Below are 17077 nucleotides of genomic sequence, written 5' to 3' on the forward strand. Positions count from 1 at the left end.
TGGCGATTAAAAGGAAAAGTAACATGTTAACTCAGGTAAAAACGTTAGTATTAGGTGGTTTAGTCTTAAGTGCCAGTACTGCAGTTTGGGCTGATGAAGCAGAAAAAGCGTTTAGTAAAGAAGCCATTGAATGTGCCGCTTACTATCAAATTAGCTCAGAAGCCATTGGGGCGATGAATGCACCGCAAATGCAGGCCGTGGGTGAGCGTTTAAAAAGTTCTAAAATTGAGTCTGAGAATTTAGCTAAGAAATACAGCTCTGAAGCAGAGGTCACTCAAGCGGTTGCCGATGCTAAAGCCCGTCAAATCGAGAGCTTAGGTGGGTCAAGCAACTTAGGTGCGTTAATGGGTAAATATAAAGAAGAATGTAAAAACCTGTTAGCCGATCCACAAAAGCGCTTAAATTATTGGACTATGGCGACTATGTAATCGTAGGTTTTAGTCAGGGTAATCGTTTACGGATTGTGAAGAGAAGGAGCCTGATGGCTCCTTTTTTTCGTTAAAGTACAAGCACTAAGGAGCTGATGGGGTCATTCATATTGAGTCGGTTTCCCCATAGATTTTAGCCTCGTTTGGTTTAGGGGCTTAGAACCAAGTTGCTTATTTTCGCTTGGCTGCAACTCAACCGCAGTTTTTAGGGTCTTAGTTACATGGTCAAGTATTTAAGCCTTGGGTTTAAATTCTCCCCAGTTTTAAATTCTTAATTCAGTTTACGATATTCAAAGATAATCACATATGAGTACTAAATGGGAGCACTATGGTATTAACAATAATGGCAGCGACTGTTTTGAGTGCTGGAGTCTGTGGCTACCATTTAATCTATGGTAAGCGGGTTTTATTGGCGCCGCTCTTGAAGGCAAATGTGTCACAGCAAAGCAAGCAAATGCTACTGTGCTTATTTCACTGCCAATCGGTATTTTTTGTGGTTTCAACGGCTGCACTTTTAGCCTGTGCACTAAAGGTGATCCCTGGGATGTATGCCTTTAGCCTGTTGTTATTCCTCGGGATGAACTATGGGATCTTTGCGATTTGGCAGTTTTACATTGCCACTCTGAGTCCACCCAATAGTGGCCAGATGATCATAGTGCAAGCGCTGATTTTCTTACTCATTGGTATTTTGGCTATGCTAGGGCCACTCTTGTCTGCCGCGTAAATTGCTCATGATAGTTTGTAAATCATCGCGATTGAAGCATCAGAGTTTGAAAAACAAACAGCGAATTATGGGGTTAATTGAATACCGTATTGGGCGGCGAGTTCAGCGAGTTTACCATTATTAATGAGCAGTTCAATCCAGTGTGAGAGCCTTTTGCTATCGAGCTGTGAACTGGGGTTGAGTAAAATGCCATTGGCGTATTTTTGGTCCCATTCATCTGATATTAAAAGTAATTTCCTCTCTTCTGGATGAGCCTTTAAATAATACTGTAGGTAAGAGTTAGTCACGGGCGCTAGGTCGGCGCGTTCACGTAGAATGCTTTCGATAGAGGCGTTATTGTGACTGACGAACAAGGGGCGAAATTGTTTTGCCAGCGTGTTCGCATCGGTTTCAAAGTGGGCAAACTGGTAGTGATATCCTTTGATGAACGCAATTGACTTGTTGGTTAAGTTTTTGAAATAGCTTTGGTTATGAGCTTTAGTTTTAAGTGCAATAAAGACTTCACCATCTATCATATGTAGCGGAATAAAATGAGTCGCTATTTTTTGCCATCCCCAAGCGGGATTCTCAAAGAGCATCATGTCGAAGCGACCTAAGGAATAGGCTTTATATCTGTGCTCAATACTGGTGACGGCAAATTTAAAGACAACTTCTTGTTGTACTTGATTTAATGCATTAATGATATCGAGTGTGAGACCTGTGTAACGGCCGTCTTGTTGTTGATGGACATAGGGAGCAAATTGATAACCACCGACATGAATTGTCGGAATTGACTTGGGAATCGCTGGCGACTGAACTTTATCTTGGGCGATAGCCGTGGTAAATGCGCTAATGCTTAAGGCTAAACAAAAGAGTAGACGACACAACTGGCTCAATATCATAGTCACCCCTTGTTATTTTTAGCATGAATGATTTTTTACAAGTATACACAATTTAATTTGTTCAATGCTGTCGATAAAGTGCGAATTTTAAATCTGTCATAGTAAGCTAGCGCAAACAGGATGAGGGAGATTTCACATTGAGCAAGATAAAATCTCAAGTGTGTGGTTGGGTTGAACAGGGACATATCACGCAAGAGCAGGCGAATAAGCTTTATCGACAGGTGACAGTCTTGCCGGATGGGTCGAGTTGGCGTCGCTTAATCGCTCATTTATTACTCTGGTTCGGTGCGTTAAGTTTTGCCTGTGGGGTGATTTTTTTCTTTGCCTATAATTGGCAATCTTTGGGGCGATTTGCCAAATTTGGACTGATTGAAGTGGCGATAATACTCGCTATCAGCGCATATGCTTGGCTCTATTATCGTGCCAACATTTATTCCCCTGTTAGTTCTTATCGTAAAGATAGCACTTTTGGTGCGACGAGCGCCAATGGCGTGCTACTGGCCGCAAGTGTGTTAGTTGGTGGCTTATTAGCGTTAGTTGGGCAAACCTATCAAACGGGCGCCGACCCTTGGCAGTTATTTGCGCTATGGGCATTTGTTATCTTACCCTTTGCTTGGGTGGCGGGATTTGATGGTTTATGGCTGTTGCTGGTGGGACTGCTAAACCTTAGCATAGGGATATTTCTGGATTCCTTTTCCCATTTCTGGGGATTATTTTGGGGCGCTCAAGGACAATTGCTGATCTTTATCTGTTTGAATTTATTTATCTATTATGCTTTTGTACTTTTAGACCACAAAGTCGCGGGGCGCTGGCATGCGCCAATCCTTGAATATGCCTGTTCATTGTTTGCTATGGGCTGTTTTACTTGGTTAATCACTTGGCTTATTTTCGACGATTTCCTTGAACGTGATAGCTTCAGTACTGGGATCTTCTGTGGTTATTTTACCCATCTGATATTCGGATTCGTTATTTTTCGTTATAGATTACCACGCATATATCCCTTGGCCTTGGGCGGTTTTAGCCTGATTGCCGTAGGCGCCGCGTTACTGATAAAGCTGATGTTTGAGGATAATGACCCCATAGGTGGATTTTTGTTTATTGGGCTTTATATCATTTTGGCAAGCACAGGTTTGAGTATTTGGTTGAGGGAGCTAAGCCGGAAACTTAAACCACAGTTTGTAAGAATCGCCACCCAAGGGAGCGTGGGCGTGGGAGATGTTCATGAGCAACAATAATGGTTTACAGGATAGCGAAATGATCACTCGACCCTGCACTGATAGTGTTACGTCAATCGACGCTTCGAGTGAATTAAGTCTAATCAAACACTGGCAAGCTTTGTATGCCGAAGGCAATGTTAGTGCAGCTCAAATGCCAGAAGACCATGATATCCCTTGGTATATTGCCACTATGCAGGCGTTTGCTGCTTGGATAGCGGCGTTGTTTTTATTGAGCTTCATGATGGCAGTGTTTGGTGCCATTTTTGAGCATGTTGAAGAAGATGTCATTTTATTTATCGGCTTAACCTATTTAGCCTTGGGGATTGGGCTGTATTTTTTACCGCGGCAACAGATTTTTATTGAACAATTTGCTTTTGCTGCCTGTTTGAGTGGTTTGATCAGTGTGGCATGGGGATTATTTGATTTAATTAACAATGATTTTAGCCTCACATGGTATCTCTGTATGGCGGGTATTACATTGTTATTGTGGGGCTTGATTGCCCATGGGCTAGCCCAGTTTGTATTCGCTTTTTGCTTAAGTTGGTGTGTGATTGGCCTGATGGCAAAATTTGAACTGCTCAATTTTAGCCCGAGTCTTTTTGCCGTAGTCATTAGTCTAGTGTTATTAAATATCAATCAGTTCGGGCGTCATTATCGCAGGGCTCGGATGCTCATCTATGGTTTCGCACTCGCGTTGCTTTCGTTGCAGTTGATGCACGCTTTTAGTATGGACAGTATTTTTGAAGCCTTATTTAGCCCTTGGCAGCAAAGCCTATGGCTGACACTGACTCATCTGTTGATTATTTTCGCTATTTGCGGATTTTTATTGGTGACAATCTTGCGCGAGCGCCAGCAATCACTAAGCTCACCAGCGGCGCTAGGATGTGTTATCGGTTTAGTCATCGTTAGCGGTTTATCCTTACCTATGCAGGGTTTATCAACGGCTATTCTATTGATCTTGCTTGGTCATTATTGCAACGAGTCTTGGTTGAAAGGTATGGGAATGGTGTCGGCGCTGTTATTTGTCAGCGGGTATTATTATTCCCTAGAGACGACTCTGTTACTTAAATCTGGTTATTTGATGGGCTTAGGCGCCTTGCTGTTGGTGGCAAGGTTAGTGATGTGGTGGTTATTTCCTGCCAATGAAAATGCCAAGGAGACTGTGTGATGGGCAATGTGATGGGAAAACTGTCGGCTTCACATAAATGGGCGCTTGGGCTCGTATTATTCACAACAGTGGCGATTCTCGCTGGCGTGAATTGGCGCATTTTCAAATTCGAACAACTGCTTAATCACGGCCAAGTGGTGCGTTTTGCATTAGCACCGGTCGATCCGCGCTCATTAATGCAGGGTGATTACATGGCGCTTGAATATGCAATCGCGCGCGATGTGCGTAGCGCCTTAGCGCCGCAACAAATGCAGGGGCAGTTATTGCTGGCTGTCGATGGGCAAAAAGTGGCGCGTTTTGTGGACTTTTATACCGACCAAGCACTCGGTAAAGATCAATTACGAGTGCAGTTTCGTGTCCGTGGTAATCAAATTAAATTCGCATCGAACAGCTTTTTCTTTGAAGAAGGACAAGCCGATCATTTTAGTGCAGCAAAATACGGTGAGTTTAGAGTGAATTTGCAAGGTGAGTTACTGCTCGTCAGTTTACTCGATGAAAAGCTTCAGCCCTTATAACCCAGTGTCATGATTGTCAGGATTGTCATCCATTTGTTCTGCTTACTTGATTAACCTTGATTTATTTCTAGCCGCACTGTGTAGTGCGGCCAGCATCTCCCGTACTGCTTTCTTCCTAGTTCTGATCGCTAAATCGCACGAATAATACCCACCTTAAGTTGCAACTTTGATGCAACCAATTTGTAACCTTGACCGCCTATAGTATTGTCAGTCTTCGAGGTGATATCACCTTGAAGCATCTAAGCGCATCAATTAAATACCAAATATTAAAACAATACATTTAGGGGTCTCAATGTTTAACACTAAAACTGTGCTGGCGTTAGCCATCAGCAGCGTTTGTGGGCTTGCCCATGGCGCGGATAATGTGATCATTTCTGAATACGTCGAAGGCAGCAGCAATAATAAAGCTATCGAACTGTATAACCCAACCGCGGGCGCTATTGATTTAAGCCAATACCAATTGCGCTTCTATTTTAATGGCAGCACAAATGTCGGCACGACCATTGCGCTCACTGGCTCATTAGCGGCGGGGGCGACTTATGTGGTTGCCGATAATGACTCTTCTGCCGATATCCTTGCGGTCACAAATCAACAGAGTAGCGCCAGCTTCTTTAACGGCGACGATGCGATTGAACTGACCTATCAAAATCAAGTCATTGATAGTTTGGGCCAAGTCGGTGTTGATCCCGGTGCCGAGTGGGGCAGTGGTGATCTCTCCACTCAAGATAATACCCTGCGCCGTAATCCTGATCTGCTAATTGCCGATCCTATCAGTACTGATGCAGTAAGCTTTAGCACTTGGCTAGGTTTTGCTAAGGACGATGTTTCTGATCTTGGTAAGTTCAGTGCGGGTACGCCAACCGATCCAGTCGACCCTCCACCAAGCTCTTTAGTATGCGGCGAAGAAGCCACAGCAATTCATGCGCTTCAAGGCGCGGGCGCTGCCAGCCCTCTCAATGGTCAAATTTTGGTGGTTGAGGCGGTTGTCGTCAGTAATCAAGAAGCCGGTCTTAAGGGCATTTTCGTGCAAATGGCTGATAACGAAGCCGATAGCGATCCCCAAACCTCGGAAGGGGTGTTTGTGTATACCGGCACTGCGCCCACAGCTTATGTGGCAGGCGATCGTATTCGTTTAAAAGCCAAAGTCACTGAATATCAAGGCTTAACTGAACTAACGACTTTATCTGATCACAAGTTGTGTGCCACAGGACAAACGTTACCAACGGCCGCGCTAGTGACCTTACCTGTTAACAGCAGTGATGATTTTGAGCCCTTTGAGGGCATGCGTGTTCGTTTTAGCCAAGATTTAGTGGTGAATGAAGTCTATAACCTAGGCCGTTATGGCGAGATTTCATTAGGCAGTCAGCGCCACTTTATTGGTACGCAGGTGGCTGCGCCGGGCGCGGATGCGCTGGCGGTGAGCGCAGCCAACCAACGTGACAGTATTTTATTGGATGACGGTTTAACGGCGCAGAATCCTGATCCTGTGCAATTCCCCGCTCCTGGTTTGAGCGCATCAAACACAGTGCGTGTAGGCGATAAAGCCACATCGCTTACGGGTGTAATGCACTATGGCTTTAATCTGTATCGCATTATGCCAATCGAAACGGTGAACTTTGTGGCGGAAAACCCACGCCCTGTTGCGCCCACATTGAATGAAGGTGGTAATTTAAAAGTCGCTAGCTTTAACGTGCTTAACTACTTCAATGGCGACGGCCAAGGCGCAGGTTTCCCAACCGCCCGTGGTGCCAATACCTTAAGCGAATTTGAGCGTCAAAAGGCGAAGATTGTCAGCGCCATGGTGGGCATTAGTGCCGATGTATTTGGTTTGATGGAAATTGAAAACGATGGCTTTGGCGCCAATTCAGCCATTGCTGATTTAGTCGCAGGTTTGAATGCTGCTGTGGGTGAAGCGCGTTACGCTTATATCGCGCCAACAGGCATGAATGCGATTGGCACCGATGCCATCACAGTCGGCTTGATTTATCGCAGTGATAAAGTCACGCCGCAGGGCGCTGCACGTATTCTATCTAGTGTAAATTCGCCATTAGATAGCGATCAACAGCCCCTGTTTGACGATAGCAAAAACCGTCCAATGCTGACGCAAGCCTTTAGCGTGAACGGCAGTGAAGAGGGCGTGGTTGTTGCGGTTAATCACCTTAAATCTAAAGGCAGTGAATGTGCGGGCGAACCTGATCTTAACGACGGTCAAGGCAACTGTAATATCACTCGTACCCGTGCTGCGACGGCTGCAGGTCAATGGATTAGCGAGCAATATCCAGATCAAGGCGTACTGCTGATTGGTGATTTGAACGCCTATGCGAAGGAAGATCCATTAACGGCGTTAGGTAACGCGGGCTTTAGTGAGCTGTTTGCCAAACTTGAAAAGCCAAATCCTTATTCCTATGTGTTCTCGGCTGAATCGGGTCAGTTGGATCATGCTTTAGCAAACGCTGCCCTGTTGGATAAAGTGGTGGATGTGACGCAGTGGCATATCAATACCGACGAACCACGTGTATTGGATTACAACGAAGAGTTTAAGACGCCCGCTCAAATCCAAGACTTATTCGCAAGTGATGCTTACCGCTCATCGGATCACGATCCTGTGGTGATTTCACTCTTACTTGAAGCGGAAAAAGTCGCGCCAGTGGCCAGTTTCACTCAAGTGGTGAATGGCGCTGCAGTGCAACTGACATCTACTTCAAGTGACAGCGATGGACAAATCGTGTCTGCCGAGTGGAGCTTTGGTGATAACACAGTGGCAGTGGGTGAGGTAGTGACTCACAGTTACAACCAAAGCGGCGAGTATCTGGTCACGCTAACTGTGACTGATAATGACGGCCTAACCCATAGCACGTCGCAAATGGTGACAGTGGTTGCTGATAATATGAAACAACCACCCGTTGCGCAAATTCAGCGTATCAATCTCGGTGTTGTCGATATGTTTATTTCGACTAGCTTTGATACCGATGGCGTAATCAAGCAACATAAATGGACGTTCGACAATGGCACTCGCGCTAACGGTCAAGTGGTATTACGCCTTGCCCGCCGTGGACAACACACAGTTGAACTGACCGTTAAAGATAACGACAAGTTAACGGATACTACGACGCTGACGTATCGTTAAGCCAGTCTTTTTATTCCGTTGATTCTTAAGTGATTCAAAGCCCGCAGCCGCGGGCTTTTGTTTTTGCCTAAAAGCAAGATAACTTTGTCGTCAGTTGCTGTGACGCATCAATTGTCATTGTTTCCCCAGTGACTCGTCACCTCTTTATTTAACAAGAAGCCTCCCTGAGGGCTCTAATAAAATATCCCTGTTTTAGAAGGTTACAGGTGCAACAATGCCAATCTTAACTAACCCTTCTGCTGTTCGTTTAGCTAAAAAGCTATTGCCCCATTGCTCGTTAGCAATGTGGCATCTAGCTCACTTCAACATCTGTATAATGGCCCAATTTTAGTAATGTTACAGAGCTCTAGCCTTATCAATTACCTTCGCCTATGAGAAAATGTGGTATGAGTGTTAGCCTGAATGCTGTTATTCAAGGTCGATAATTAGTCTGACGTGAGCATGTAAAAATGAGAAAGCTAAAACAATATCAAGTTATTACCCATCAAACTGTATATAAAACGCTACCGAAAAAAAGCAAATTCCTATAGCATCATTTGTACCAATTGACATGGATGTGGCAGCTGCTAAATCCAACAAGCGATTTATATTCTGCAAACAGCGCAGAGCATAAATACTAAGACGTTAAGTGCTTAAGGAGTGAGTTTGGAAATTACCGATTTCTTTCCCGAACAAGGGCATATTCAGAGACTTTATTGTGATGCATGCCAAGGTCATTTAGATCTTGTTTTTTCTGATTTCCATGAACTTGTTACAGGTGTGGATATTGAAATAAAGGGGCTTCCGATGCTCTACTGTGGATTATGTGACAAAAGCTTATTTCCTGATGATTCTAAGTTCGCAGTGATCTATTTGCATGAGCAGGCATTTAAAAAATCTAGTAACAAGGTGACTGTTACACGTAATAAAACAAACCAAGATTTCGGTTTTGGTGTTGCTCCATTCATTTACGATTCAGACGACTATAAATATATTCCTGGACTTAAGCGGCCATGGGATGAAGGTTTTCTTACACCAGTATTTTTTAATCGAGAAGTACTTTTAAAATATGATTCATCCCCAACTTATCGATTAAGCTTTGCTTCAACCACATATGGACAGATACGGAGAGGTGATGATTTTTCAATGCCATTTGGCATTAATAAAAACGGTAAGGTTGTTATGTGGCTGGGCGACATTGCTCGCCTTCCTGATGCTGAACAATATTATCTCCGCTCTGAAAATATCGCATCAGATCACTCTATAGGTTCAGAATTTTACGATGGGCAAATAGAATGTATTTTTACCGACTTATCTAAAGAAGATGCATTATTTAAAAGTCGCTCAACGTTTCTGGAAGCCTGCTTCAATAAATTTGGTATAAAAATAGCCCACCTAGATAGTGAGGTGTTTGATCTTTCAGTGTCTTTTAACACGCCTGTTGTAGACACTGAAAAAGAACGAAGACACGTAGCGGATACGCTTAATAAGATATACCTTGAGTCGTTTGATAATGAAGCGTTGGGCGATGTGATTTCGCAATTAGGTGGAGATCCCAAAAACCTTGGTAGTATTAAGCGATTGCAAAAAACGATTGAGCTGTAGTGGCACACTAATTTTGGCCACCTAAATAGAGGTGATATTATTACCTCGTAGATGACTTTAGGTGAACACATGAGATCGACAACCAGAAAAACATTTAGTGCTGAATTCAAACTTGAAGCAGCCCAATTAGTCCTCGATAAAAACCATAGCATCATCGAAGCTGCAAAGGCGATGAACGTAGGTAAGTCCACTATGGATAAATGGGTGAGACAGTTAAAACTAGAACGCCAGGGTGGCACACCAAAAGCATCTCCGATTACCCCTGAACAAATTGAAATCCGTGAGCTGAAGAAGCAAATAGCTCGTCTTGAGGAGCACAATCTTATCCTAAAAAAGGCTACCGCTCTCTTGATGTCAGACTCGATGAACAATTTACGCTAATCAGCGCACTCAAGCAGAGCCACTCTATTCTCACAATTTGTAATGCATTCAAAGTACATCGAAGTAGCTATAAGTATTGGCTAAAAAGAAAAGAACATATTGATGCAGACTTTACTATTTTATGCAGTGAAGTGAAGGCCGCACATCATATTAGTCATGGCTCTGCCGGTGCTCGAACGATAGCGCAATTAGTGACTAATAAAGGGATTGGTCTCAGTCGTTATCGAGCCCGTAATCTAATGAAAAAGCTTGGGTTATTAAGCTGTCAGCAGCCTAAGCATTCTTATAGGAAAGCGACACAAGAGCATGTTGCAATCCCCAATACGCTAAATCGACAGTTTGCAGTAACTCAACCAGATCAAGTGTGGTGTGGCGACGTGACGTATGTTTGGGTCGGTAATCGCTGGGCCTATCTAGCCGTTGTTTTAGACTTATTTTCCCGCAAACCTGTTGGATGGGCTTTGTCATTATCACCAGATAGTGAGCTGACCTGTAAAGCTTTGAAAATGGCATTTGAGTTAAGGGGTAAGCCTGAGAATGTGATATATCACAGCGATCAAGGTTCGCATTACACGAGCTTGAAATTCAGACAATTAATATGGCGTCTTCAGATTGAGCAAAGTATGAGTCGTCGCGGGAATTGTTGGGATAACGCACCAATGGAGCGTTTCTTTAGAAGTTTGAAATCTGAGTGGATACCCGCCAATGGTTATGGGAATTTTACAGAAGCAGATAAAGAGATCACAAATTACATCACTGGATATTACAGTGAGACCAGACCCAATCAATATAATGGTGGGTTAACGCCAAATGAGTCAGAACGTTTATATTGGAATGACTCTAAAATCGTGGCCAATTTTACTTGACCACTACAAACTCATGAAATAATATCTCTTCGTTATCCTATTGGGGATATAGTTGGAGGCTCTGATATACATTTTTGCCATACATCGGAGTGGCGGGAAAGCCATGTAGATGGTCTCCATATATACTACAACCCCTTTGCGGAAGTGCCGCTCGATAGAAAGTTGCTCAATACCATGCAAATAACCCAAAACAGCTACGATACAAAGGCTAACCACTCAATTCAAATCCATCATGATGGGTGTTTGGTTTCTAGGCAAGTTTACACAAACGACGGACAATAATTCGCCTAACACAGAATTATGAACAGCCTCTTAGACAATGAATTTCGCGCGCTGTTGGGTGCCCGTTAACAAACGAACTGGAAACTCGCGGCGTTTCCAGTCCCATTGAGGCGTGGTGGTTGTTGTGTTTGAGTTTGGGGGAATGCGTTGTCAGTCCCTTAGGCGAGAGTTAACCCATAGAAATTTTTATCCGAAATTCACCTGATACAGTCGACGTCCTGACACGCTTTTGTCCCAAAGCGTGCTGCGTAACGCTTTTAAATCTACAGATTACGCGAATGCACGAAAGGTGAGCCATGGTGATTTGTGAGACGACCGTCCGCCCCATGGACGGGGCGGTCGAGCATCCAAGGATGGACTGGCTGCGAGTCGACGAGCGAATGCCATGGCAAGCCTGTGCGAGTGGATACCCGTAAACGCTAAACTTCTAACAACTGAAATTACTGCTCCCCAAACACTACTTTTCAACACATTTCTGTCCCAAAGTATGTTGCGTATGTCTTTAAATCTACAGATTACGCGAATGCACGAAAGGTGATCCATGATGATTGGCGGACTTGAACAACATCCATGCTTAACTGCCAGTTCGCCCTCCATGGCTCTCGTTCATAAACTTAGAATCCCTAGGCTTCTATTCACCCTGTCGACGAGCAAATACGATGGCAAGCCAATATGAGTAGGTCAAACCAATAAGCGCTCCACGATTTAAAATGGCTGGCCTAATTTATTACCCATCATTTTATCTGTCATATTAATTAGTTTTTATTGGCAATATATATCTATTAAAGCTATATCATTTAGTTTTTCACTGAGTCGCTTGGGACACTAAAAAATGAATTCTGAAGTTTTGAAGTATGTGAACGAGCATCAGCTTTCGTCTGTAATGAATAAAACAAAGTGGTGCGAGCTTGAAAAGGCATTAAATGGATCTGAAGACTTTATTCCCTATGTGCGATACAAATTGATTTATGATGAAAACCCTAATGCAGGTTTTACTGCTGTGTGGTGGCACGAGTTACTTGAAATAGCAGAAACCATTGAGTGGTTAGAAGTTGATCCATTCAAAAGAGAATGGCTAGGCCGATTAGTGGCGGATCGAGTGACGGACTTTTCTGATGTTGTAAGCGCGCAATTAGCCCAATATTCAATTCCTTATTCGATAGAAAATGGTATGTTTCGGATTTGGGGTTATCTGAGGAGGGATGAATCTCCAGAATTTATCTAACTGAAGAGTTTTATCTCTGTAAGTTACTTATTTTCAAGCTAAAACCACTCAAAACTGAGACGTCAATACTGATTGTTGGGATTGAGCATAGAGACAAAAGACATTAAAAAAGTGCTTTATTTTTCAATAAAGCACTCATTTTAAAGCGACTCAAGCACTCGTTAACCTACTGAACACACTACTGATTAAAGTACCGATCAAAGTACTATGTAGAGTGGCCAGCCGAGGAGGCCGACGAGACCTTCTTTATGTTCGAATCTTTCTAAGCGTTCGGGTGAAGCGTCGCTGAGTAAGAGTTCGCGGTAGCTTTTCGCAAAGTGCAGAGTACGCAGTAGGGCGGGGGCAAAGTTTTTGCCGAGATCTTTACTGATGGTTTCAGCGAGTTCTGCGGGTAATTCTGCTAACGCTTTCTGGGTTTCCAATTCGATATGCTCACGGGTAAACCATTCCTCTTTTAAGGTGATTTTGCCGATACGCTTTTTCAAATCCTGTCTGACTTTGGCGCCATCAAACAACAATCGATACAGTACCGCTTCTGCTAATACACTCTCTAGATTGAGAAAATCTAGTGGATCATAGCTCGATTGCGCGTAAAACTGTGCCAATAGGGCCGCTATCGACTGTTGGCGTTGATGTTCAAGCAGGGCATCTTGATAGGCTTCATAGCCTAACCATTCTTCCGCATCGGGTGGGCTGGACACTTGTTCAAGCAAGAACTTGTCGACATCGCCGTACAGTGACTTGCCGTTGACGAGTTTATGCTTGCTGACAGTGCTGAGCATGCTCCAGCCTTTTTGGAAGCATTTGACTACGCCATCGGCGGTGATCAACAGGCGTATCGCCTGCTGCAGGTTTTGGTTTGATAATTCCATCAAACCAAGACTCACCACACCAATGACATCGTGCGCCGCTTGTTCGAGCAGGTGCATTTTGTACTTGTTGTAAAACTTATCGGCCAGTTTGAGGCTCATCAAAATGGCTTTGGATTTGATTTGTGACAGCTGTTCACCGCTCAGCGTTTCGTCTGCTTGGCCTTGGATCAATACCTTGCTCAGGTAGGGTCCTTGATCTACATCACGCAGTACCAGTTGCATCAAATAATTCCTTAATCCAAAAAGCTAAACATATCATCGACTTCAGCGTATTCATCCGTCACTTGGTTTTTCTCTTTGGCTTGAATAACCAGCTCGTTGACAAACTTGCTGATGATCATTTCCCAACCTGAGCTTTCGTTTCGTAGCAGACTCTTAATGGCTTTTTCAACATCGGGCGCGAGCTCGTGGATCAAGGCCATTAGGCTGCGTGGGTCGTCTATGCTAAGGCTGTGTGCATCTTCACTGGCGACGCGGCTGTCGTAGCCGATGGTTTCAGTGTCTTCTTCATCATCGTAGAGATCTGTGTAGCCGTCTTCATCTTCATGCTTTTCGCCTAACATCATTTCGATGAAAGGGATCGACAGGTAGAAGAGGCCCGCTGGATCTTCGGCAATACATTCTAGAATCGCAGTTTGCTTTTCTTCGCTATCTTGGATGCGAATTAAATAGGTCAAAAAATCAAAGGTATGCTGAATAAGTTCTTCGGCATTGTTTTTGATTTTTTCTTCCCAGTACAAAGGTTGCTGACAGACGATGTCGCGAATTTGTTCTGGGGTCATGAGTTCAGACATGATCGAAGGGCAAGAGATATCATGGTGACTGTTGATTTGGGTCAGCGTGACGATATCCATGTGTTCGATAACTTCGACTAATTGCTCGTCGCTCATGGTATTTGCAATGATTTCAAAGCGTTTGCTCGCTTGTTTTGGCTCTACGTCCGCCAACTCTTTAATTTCGGCGACGGTAATCTCAATGAGACTAGTGTTCATTAGCGGTCCTCATCATCGTAGTGATCGTAGTAGCCATCTTCCTCTTCACCTTCATCATCGTCGTCGTTATCTGAGGTGCCAACATAATCGTTGTCATCATCTTCATCGTCGTGATGTTTTGCTGCTGGCGTTGCTTTACCTTGAGTTTCAAGTAAATACAGCACGGCGCAGCTTTCAATCAGTAAGGTTTCCGAGTAACCACGCACGGCTAACACTAAAGGTAAATCAGCATTGTTAAAGCCAATCGTGACTTTAAACTCATCCCACTCGGGTTGAGTTGCCGTGTTTATCCAATGTGCCCACTTGAGTTTGGCTTCGGCGGGAAACTTAATTCGACCGTAAAGCGCGACAGGCAGGTACTCAGGCACAGTATCGAGCATCTTAGGATCGGCTTCTAACACCTTTTTGATTTGGCTAGTAAATTGTTCTAGCGCTTTAGGTGTATCGGGATCGTCGTAGGACTCGATATTGTCGTAGGCATTATTTTTTAGCTCATTAATGCGTGAGATATTCAGTTTTTTGACCATTTGACACTACTCTAGAAAACGCTCAAGGATAAAATTGATCCCACAGCTCGCGCATGGCGCTCGCGGGATCGGTCACTATGACGTTATTGAAATCTTTGATAAACGCATTACGTCGCTTAGGATCGGACAACACATCATAAGCATTTTTAACGCGTTCAAGTTGTACGGCGGCTTGCTGCTTTTCCTCTTCCGAGGCGCCTAACAACTTGTCGGGATGATATTTGTTTGACAGCCGTCGATAGGCTTTTTTAATGTCGTCTTCTTTGGCACTGGGTTTTATACCAAGCACACTAAAGTGGTTAATCATACTTGTACCTGCAGGCGATGGGGCTGATATCGCGAGATAAAAAGGGTTTGACTCTGATTATCTTTAAATTCGTGGAATTATGATTAGTCAGCCGTGGATGATAGCAGAAATCCCCACCCAGCGGCAAACGCGCGAGCAGGAATTTGTGCTTTAGTGGAGGGCTAAAAATCCTTTAAACTTTAATCTGTTGTGGCGCATGGATTAAGTCAACCGCTATGCTGTTGAAATCCCGTTACCTAGCCAGATTGACAGCTAACTTAACCTTGTTTTTAGGCGAGATAATGGCCCTCGATTAAGGGCATGTTTTAGCGCCGAACAGTGCCGAATCCTCGCTAAACGCATTCACACAGAGCTAACCCACACTCGGCTCGACTACGTTCGGCTGAGTTAACGCCGTAACCGCTAAGTCAGACTAGACACTAAACGTAGGTTCATCCCAAGGGTGAGCATTTGTTTTTGTTCTCGCTGTAAATCTTTCATAAACAAGCTGATTTTCCGCTTATGGCTTGGTAGTACTAGCATGAGTCCATCGGGGATCACTTTAATATGATCTAAGGTCAGCGTCTTAGCGATACGGCCAAGATTGAGCAAGACAGCGAGCCTAAGCAGGCAGAGTAGGCGATTGAGCGTGAGCTTATGGTTGGGATCGAGTTCAGCGAGCATTAATTCGTTAGGCTTCTTTCTATGATTGGTGATAAGCCGCGCTAAATCCAGCTGTAATGCTTCGCTAAACCCAGGTAAGTCACTGTTACTGATAATGTAACCGCCGTGTTTGTGCAGGGATTTTGAATTAATGTGTAATCCGATTTCATGTAAAGTCGCGCTATAGGCGAGCAAGCGCGCATGGGGCCTTAATTGCCATTCGTCGGCGACCTGTTCAAACAAGGCCATAGCAGTGTCGCGTACCTTAGCGGCGTGGGCCATATCGATATGATAAAGCTGGGCAATACTGTCGACGGTGCGGTGGCGAATATCCTGATACTGACCAATCTTTGCCAGTTCATAGAGTACGCCTTCACGCAGTGCGCCTGGGCTAAACTCGAGCTTTTGTATCGGTAAGCGCCTAAAAAAGCTGATTAAAATGGCAAGTCCGGCGGGCACTAAGGGAATGCGTTTATCATCGACATTGGCAAATTGAATTTGGCTAATATGACCACATTTGATCAACTTGATTTTGAGCTGTTTGAGTCGTGGCAGCGTGATGGTTTCATCGCCGTGCTCTTCTTGAATTGCTTCGCAGATGGCTTTCACTGTACCTGAACTACCCAAGGTGAGTTCCCAGCCGCCCGCGAAATATTCCTTTGAGAGCGACGCGAACTGCTTATCAGCCGCACTTTGGGCATCGCGAAATGAGGCTGGGGTGATGAGCCCATCAATAAAGAAACGCTCATTGAAACTCACACAACCGCAGCGCAGGCTAGATAACTGAGTTGGGGTATTTTTCTGGCCGATCACCACTTCGGTAGAACCGCCACCGATATCGATGACTAAATTACTTTTTCCTAGCACTTGGCTTTGGGCAATACCGTTATAAATCAAACGCGCTTCTTCATGGCCCGAAATGACCTCCACCGGATAGGGCATGATGGCGAGCGCCGCCTCGATAAACTGATCGCGGTTTTTGGCGATTCTCAGAGTGTGGGTGGCGACTAATCGTACTTGCGCTTGGTCGAGATTGGAAAATCGTTGGTTAAAATCCCGTAGGCAATTGAGCCCACGTTCTATGGCGTCATTGTCGAGAATATTTTGCGCATTGAGCCCTGTGGCGAGCTGAACCTGTTGTTTTTCTTTATGTAAAATCTGCAAGCTGCCATCTTGCTCGCGGGCGATGACCAGATGAAAACTGTTCGATCCCATATCAATGGCGACAAAATGGCGCGATTTAGAGTTTGCGAGTACATTGCTGGGCGTAGCGTGTGACTGTGTGTGCGAATATGTGGTTACCAATCGGATTATCCTTAGGCAATCAAAGCGATATAAA

Annotated in this window: 15 protein-coding genes; 9 read left to right on the forward strand and 6 right to left on the reverse strand. The window is 44.4% G+C overall.

What is annotated here, in order from left to right; translation table 11 throughout:
• Positions 1 to 23: 23 nt before the first annotated feature.
• Both KFE26_RS04855 and KFE26_RS04860 read left to right on the forward strand, forming a co-directional pair.
• Positions 24 to 428 carry a hypothetical protein gene (locus KFE26_RS04855; RefSeq protein WP_105252762.1) on the forward strand — a complete coding sequence of 135 codons (405 nt, stop codon included), beginning with the start codon at positions 24 to 26 and terminating at the stop codon, positions 426 to 428.
• Between the two features lie 328 nt (positions 429 to 756).
• On the forward strand, positions 757 to 1152 hold the full coding sequence (locus tag KFE26_RS04860; RefSeq protein ID WP_105252761.1) for a hypothetical protein: 396 nt from the start codon (positions 757 to 759) through the stop codon (positions 1150 to 1152).
• 65 nt (positions 1153 to 1217) lie between these two features.
• Here the strand turns inward: KFE26_RS04860 and KFE26_RS04865 are convergent, their stop codons facing one another.
• Positions 1218 to 2033 carry an ABC transporter substrate-binding protein gene (locus tag KFE26_RS04865; RefSeq protein WP_212599806.1) on the reverse strand — a complete coding sequence of 272 codons (816 nt, stop codon included), beginning with the start codon at positions 2031 to 2033 and terminating at the stop codon, positions 1218 to 1220.
• Positions 2034 to 2170: 137 nt separating this feature from the next.
• On the opposite strand from KFE26_RS04865, the gene KFE26_RS04870 reads away from it, so the two are divergent.
• The 7 genes from KFE26_RS04870 to KFE26_RS04900 all read left to right on the forward strand — a co-directional run bounded on the left by KFE26_RS04870 (position 2171) and on the right by KFE26_RS04900 (position 12398).
• Positions 2171 to 3268: a DUF2157 domain-containing protein gene (locus KFE26_RS04870; protein ID WP_212599807.1), complete on the forward strand. Its 1098-nt coding sequence runs from the start codon at positions 2171 to 2173 to the stop codon at positions 3266 to 3268.
• On the forward strand, positions 3255 to 4418 hold the full coding sequence (locus KFE26_RS04875) for a DUF4401 domain-containing protein (RefSeq protein WP_212599808.1): 1164 nt from the start codon (positions 3255 to 3257) through the stop codon (positions 4416 to 4418). The genes KFE26_RS04870 and KFE26_RS04875 overlap by 14 nt, the downstream gene beginning before the upstream one ends.
• A complete protein-coding gene (locus KFE26_RS04880; RefSeq protein WP_212599857.1) occupies positions 4418 to 4933 on the forward strand; it encodes a GDYXXLXY domain-containing protein in 516 nt (171 codons plus the stop codon). The genes KFE26_RS04875 and KFE26_RS04880 overlap by 1 nt, the downstream gene beginning before the upstream one ends.
• Before the next feature lie 292 nt (positions 4934 to 5225).
• Entirely contained in the window at positions 5226 to 8060 is a 2835-nt protein-coding gene (locus tag KFE26_RS04885) for an ExeM/NucH family extracellular endonuclease (protein ID WP_212599809.1), read from the forward strand.
• 645 nt (positions 8061 to 8705) lie between these two features.
• Entirely contained in the window at positions 8706 to 9644 is a 939-nt protein-coding gene (locus KFE26_RS04890; protein ID WP_249195587.1) for a hypothetical protein, read from the forward strand.
• A gap of 69 nt (positions 9645 to 9713) precedes the next feature.
• Positions 9714 to 10891 (forward strand): IS3-like element ISSba5 family transposase gene (locus tag KFE26_RS04895; RefSeq protein WP_212599810.1). Its coding sequence is split into 2 segments (ribosomal slippage): positions 9714 to 9972 and positions 9972 to 10891, totalling 1179 coding nucleotides; the frame shifts between segments, so codons are not numbered across the junction.
• A 1114-nt stretch (positions 10892 to 12005) separates the two neighbouring features.
• A complete protein-coding gene (locus KFE26_RS04900; RefSeq protein ID WP_028760278.1) occupies positions 12006 to 12398 on the forward strand; it encodes a DUF6678 family protein in 393 nt (130 codons plus the stop codon).
• A 197-nt stretch (positions 12399 to 12595) separates the two neighbouring features.
• Here KFE26_RS04900 and KFE26_RS04905 read toward each other — a convergent pair whose 3' ends face one another.
• From KFE26_RS04905 to ppx, 5 genes are all read right to left on the reverse strand, one after another.
• A complete protein-coding gene (locus tag KFE26_RS04905; protein WP_212599811.1) occupies positions 12596 to 13492 on the reverse strand; it encodes a hypothetical protein in 897 nt (298 codons plus the stop codon).
• 11 nt (positions 13493 to 13503) lie between these two features.
• Positions 13504 to 14262, reverse strand: coding sequence for a hypothetical protein (locus KFE26_RS04910; protein WP_006086363.1), 759 nt, complete (start codon positions 14260 to 14262; stop codon positions 13504 to 13506).
• On the reverse strand, positions 14262 to 14789 hold the full coding sequence (locus KFE26_RS04915) for a hypothetical protein (protein ID WP_115015148.1): 528 nt from the start codon (positions 14787 to 14789) through the stop codon (positions 14262 to 14264). The genes KFE26_RS04910 and KFE26_RS04915 overlap by 1 nt, the downstream gene beginning before the upstream one ends.
• 22 nt (positions 14790 to 14811) lie before the next feature.
• On the reverse strand, positions 14812 to 15096 hold the full coding sequence (locus tag KFE26_RS04920; RefSeq protein ID WP_006081330.1) for a J domain-containing protein: 285 nt from the start codon (positions 15094 to 15096) through the stop codon (positions 14812 to 14814).
• A gap of 402 nt (positions 15097 to 15498) precedes the next feature.
• The gene (gene ppx / locus KFE26_RS04925; RefSeq protein ID WP_028760274.1) at positions 15499 to 17043 is read right to left on the reverse strand and encodes an exopolyphosphatase; all 1545 of its coding nucleotides are present in this window, start codon (positions 17041 to 17043) and stop codon (positions 15499 to 15501) included.
• Positions 17044 to 17077 lie beyond the last annotated feature (34 nt).

This window comes from Shewanella sp. M16 (assembly GCF_018224605.1).
Classification (GTDB): Bacteria; Pseudomonadota; Gammaproteobacteria; order Enterobacterales; family Shewanellaceae; genus Shewanella; species Shewanella oncorhynchi.

What these genes read in the sequence shown, in the direction of transcription:
- KFE26_RS04855 (WP_105252762.1), top strand. Translation starts at nt 24, where the DNA reads ATGTTAACTCAGGTAAAAACGTTAGTATTAGGTGGTTTAGTCTTAAGT.
- KFE26_RS04860 (WP_105252761.1), top strand. Translation starts at nt 757, where the DNA reads ATGGTATTAACAATAATGGCAGCGACTGTTTTGAGTGCTGGAGTCTGT.
- KFE26_RS04865 (WP_212599806.1), bottom strand. Translation starts at nt 2,033, where the DNA reads ATGATATTGAGCCAGTTGTGTCGTCTACTCTTTTGTTTAGCCTTAAGC.
- KFE26_RS04875 (WP_212599808.1), top strand. Translation starts at nt 3,255, where the DNA reads ATGAGCAACAATAATGGTTTACAGGATAGCGAAATGATCACTCGACCC.
- KFE26_RS04880 (WP_212599857.1), top strand. Translation starts at nt 4,418, where the DNA reads ATGGGCAATGTGATGGGAAAACTGTCGGCTTCACATAAATGGGCGCTT.
- KFE26_RS04885 (WP_212599809.1), top strand. Translation starts at nt 5,226, where the DNA reads ATGTTTAACACTAAAACTGTGCTGGCGTTAGCCATCAGCAGCGTTTGT.
- KFE26_RS04900 (WP_028760278.1), top strand. Translation starts at nt 12,006, where the DNA reads ATGAATTCTGAAGTTTTGAAGTATGTGAACGAGCATCAGCTTTCGTCT.
- KFE26_RS04905 (WP_212599811.1), bottom strand. Translation starts at nt 13,492, where the DNA reads ATGCAACTGGTACTGCGTGATGTAGATCAAGGACCCTACCTGAGCAAG.
- KFE26_RS04910 (WP_006086363.1), bottom strand. Translation starts at nt 14,262, where the DNA reads ATGAACACTAGTCTCATTGAGATTACCGTCGCCGAAATTAAAGAGTTG.
- KFE26_RS04915 (WP_115015148.1), bottom strand. Translation starts at nt 14,789, where the DNA reads ATGGTCAAAAAACTGAATATCTCACGCATTAATGAGCTAAAAAATAAT.
- KFE26_RS04920 (WP_006081330.1), bottom strand. Translation starts at nt 15,096, where the DNA reads ATGATTAACCACTTTAGTGTGCTTGGTATAAAACCCAGTGCCAAAGAA.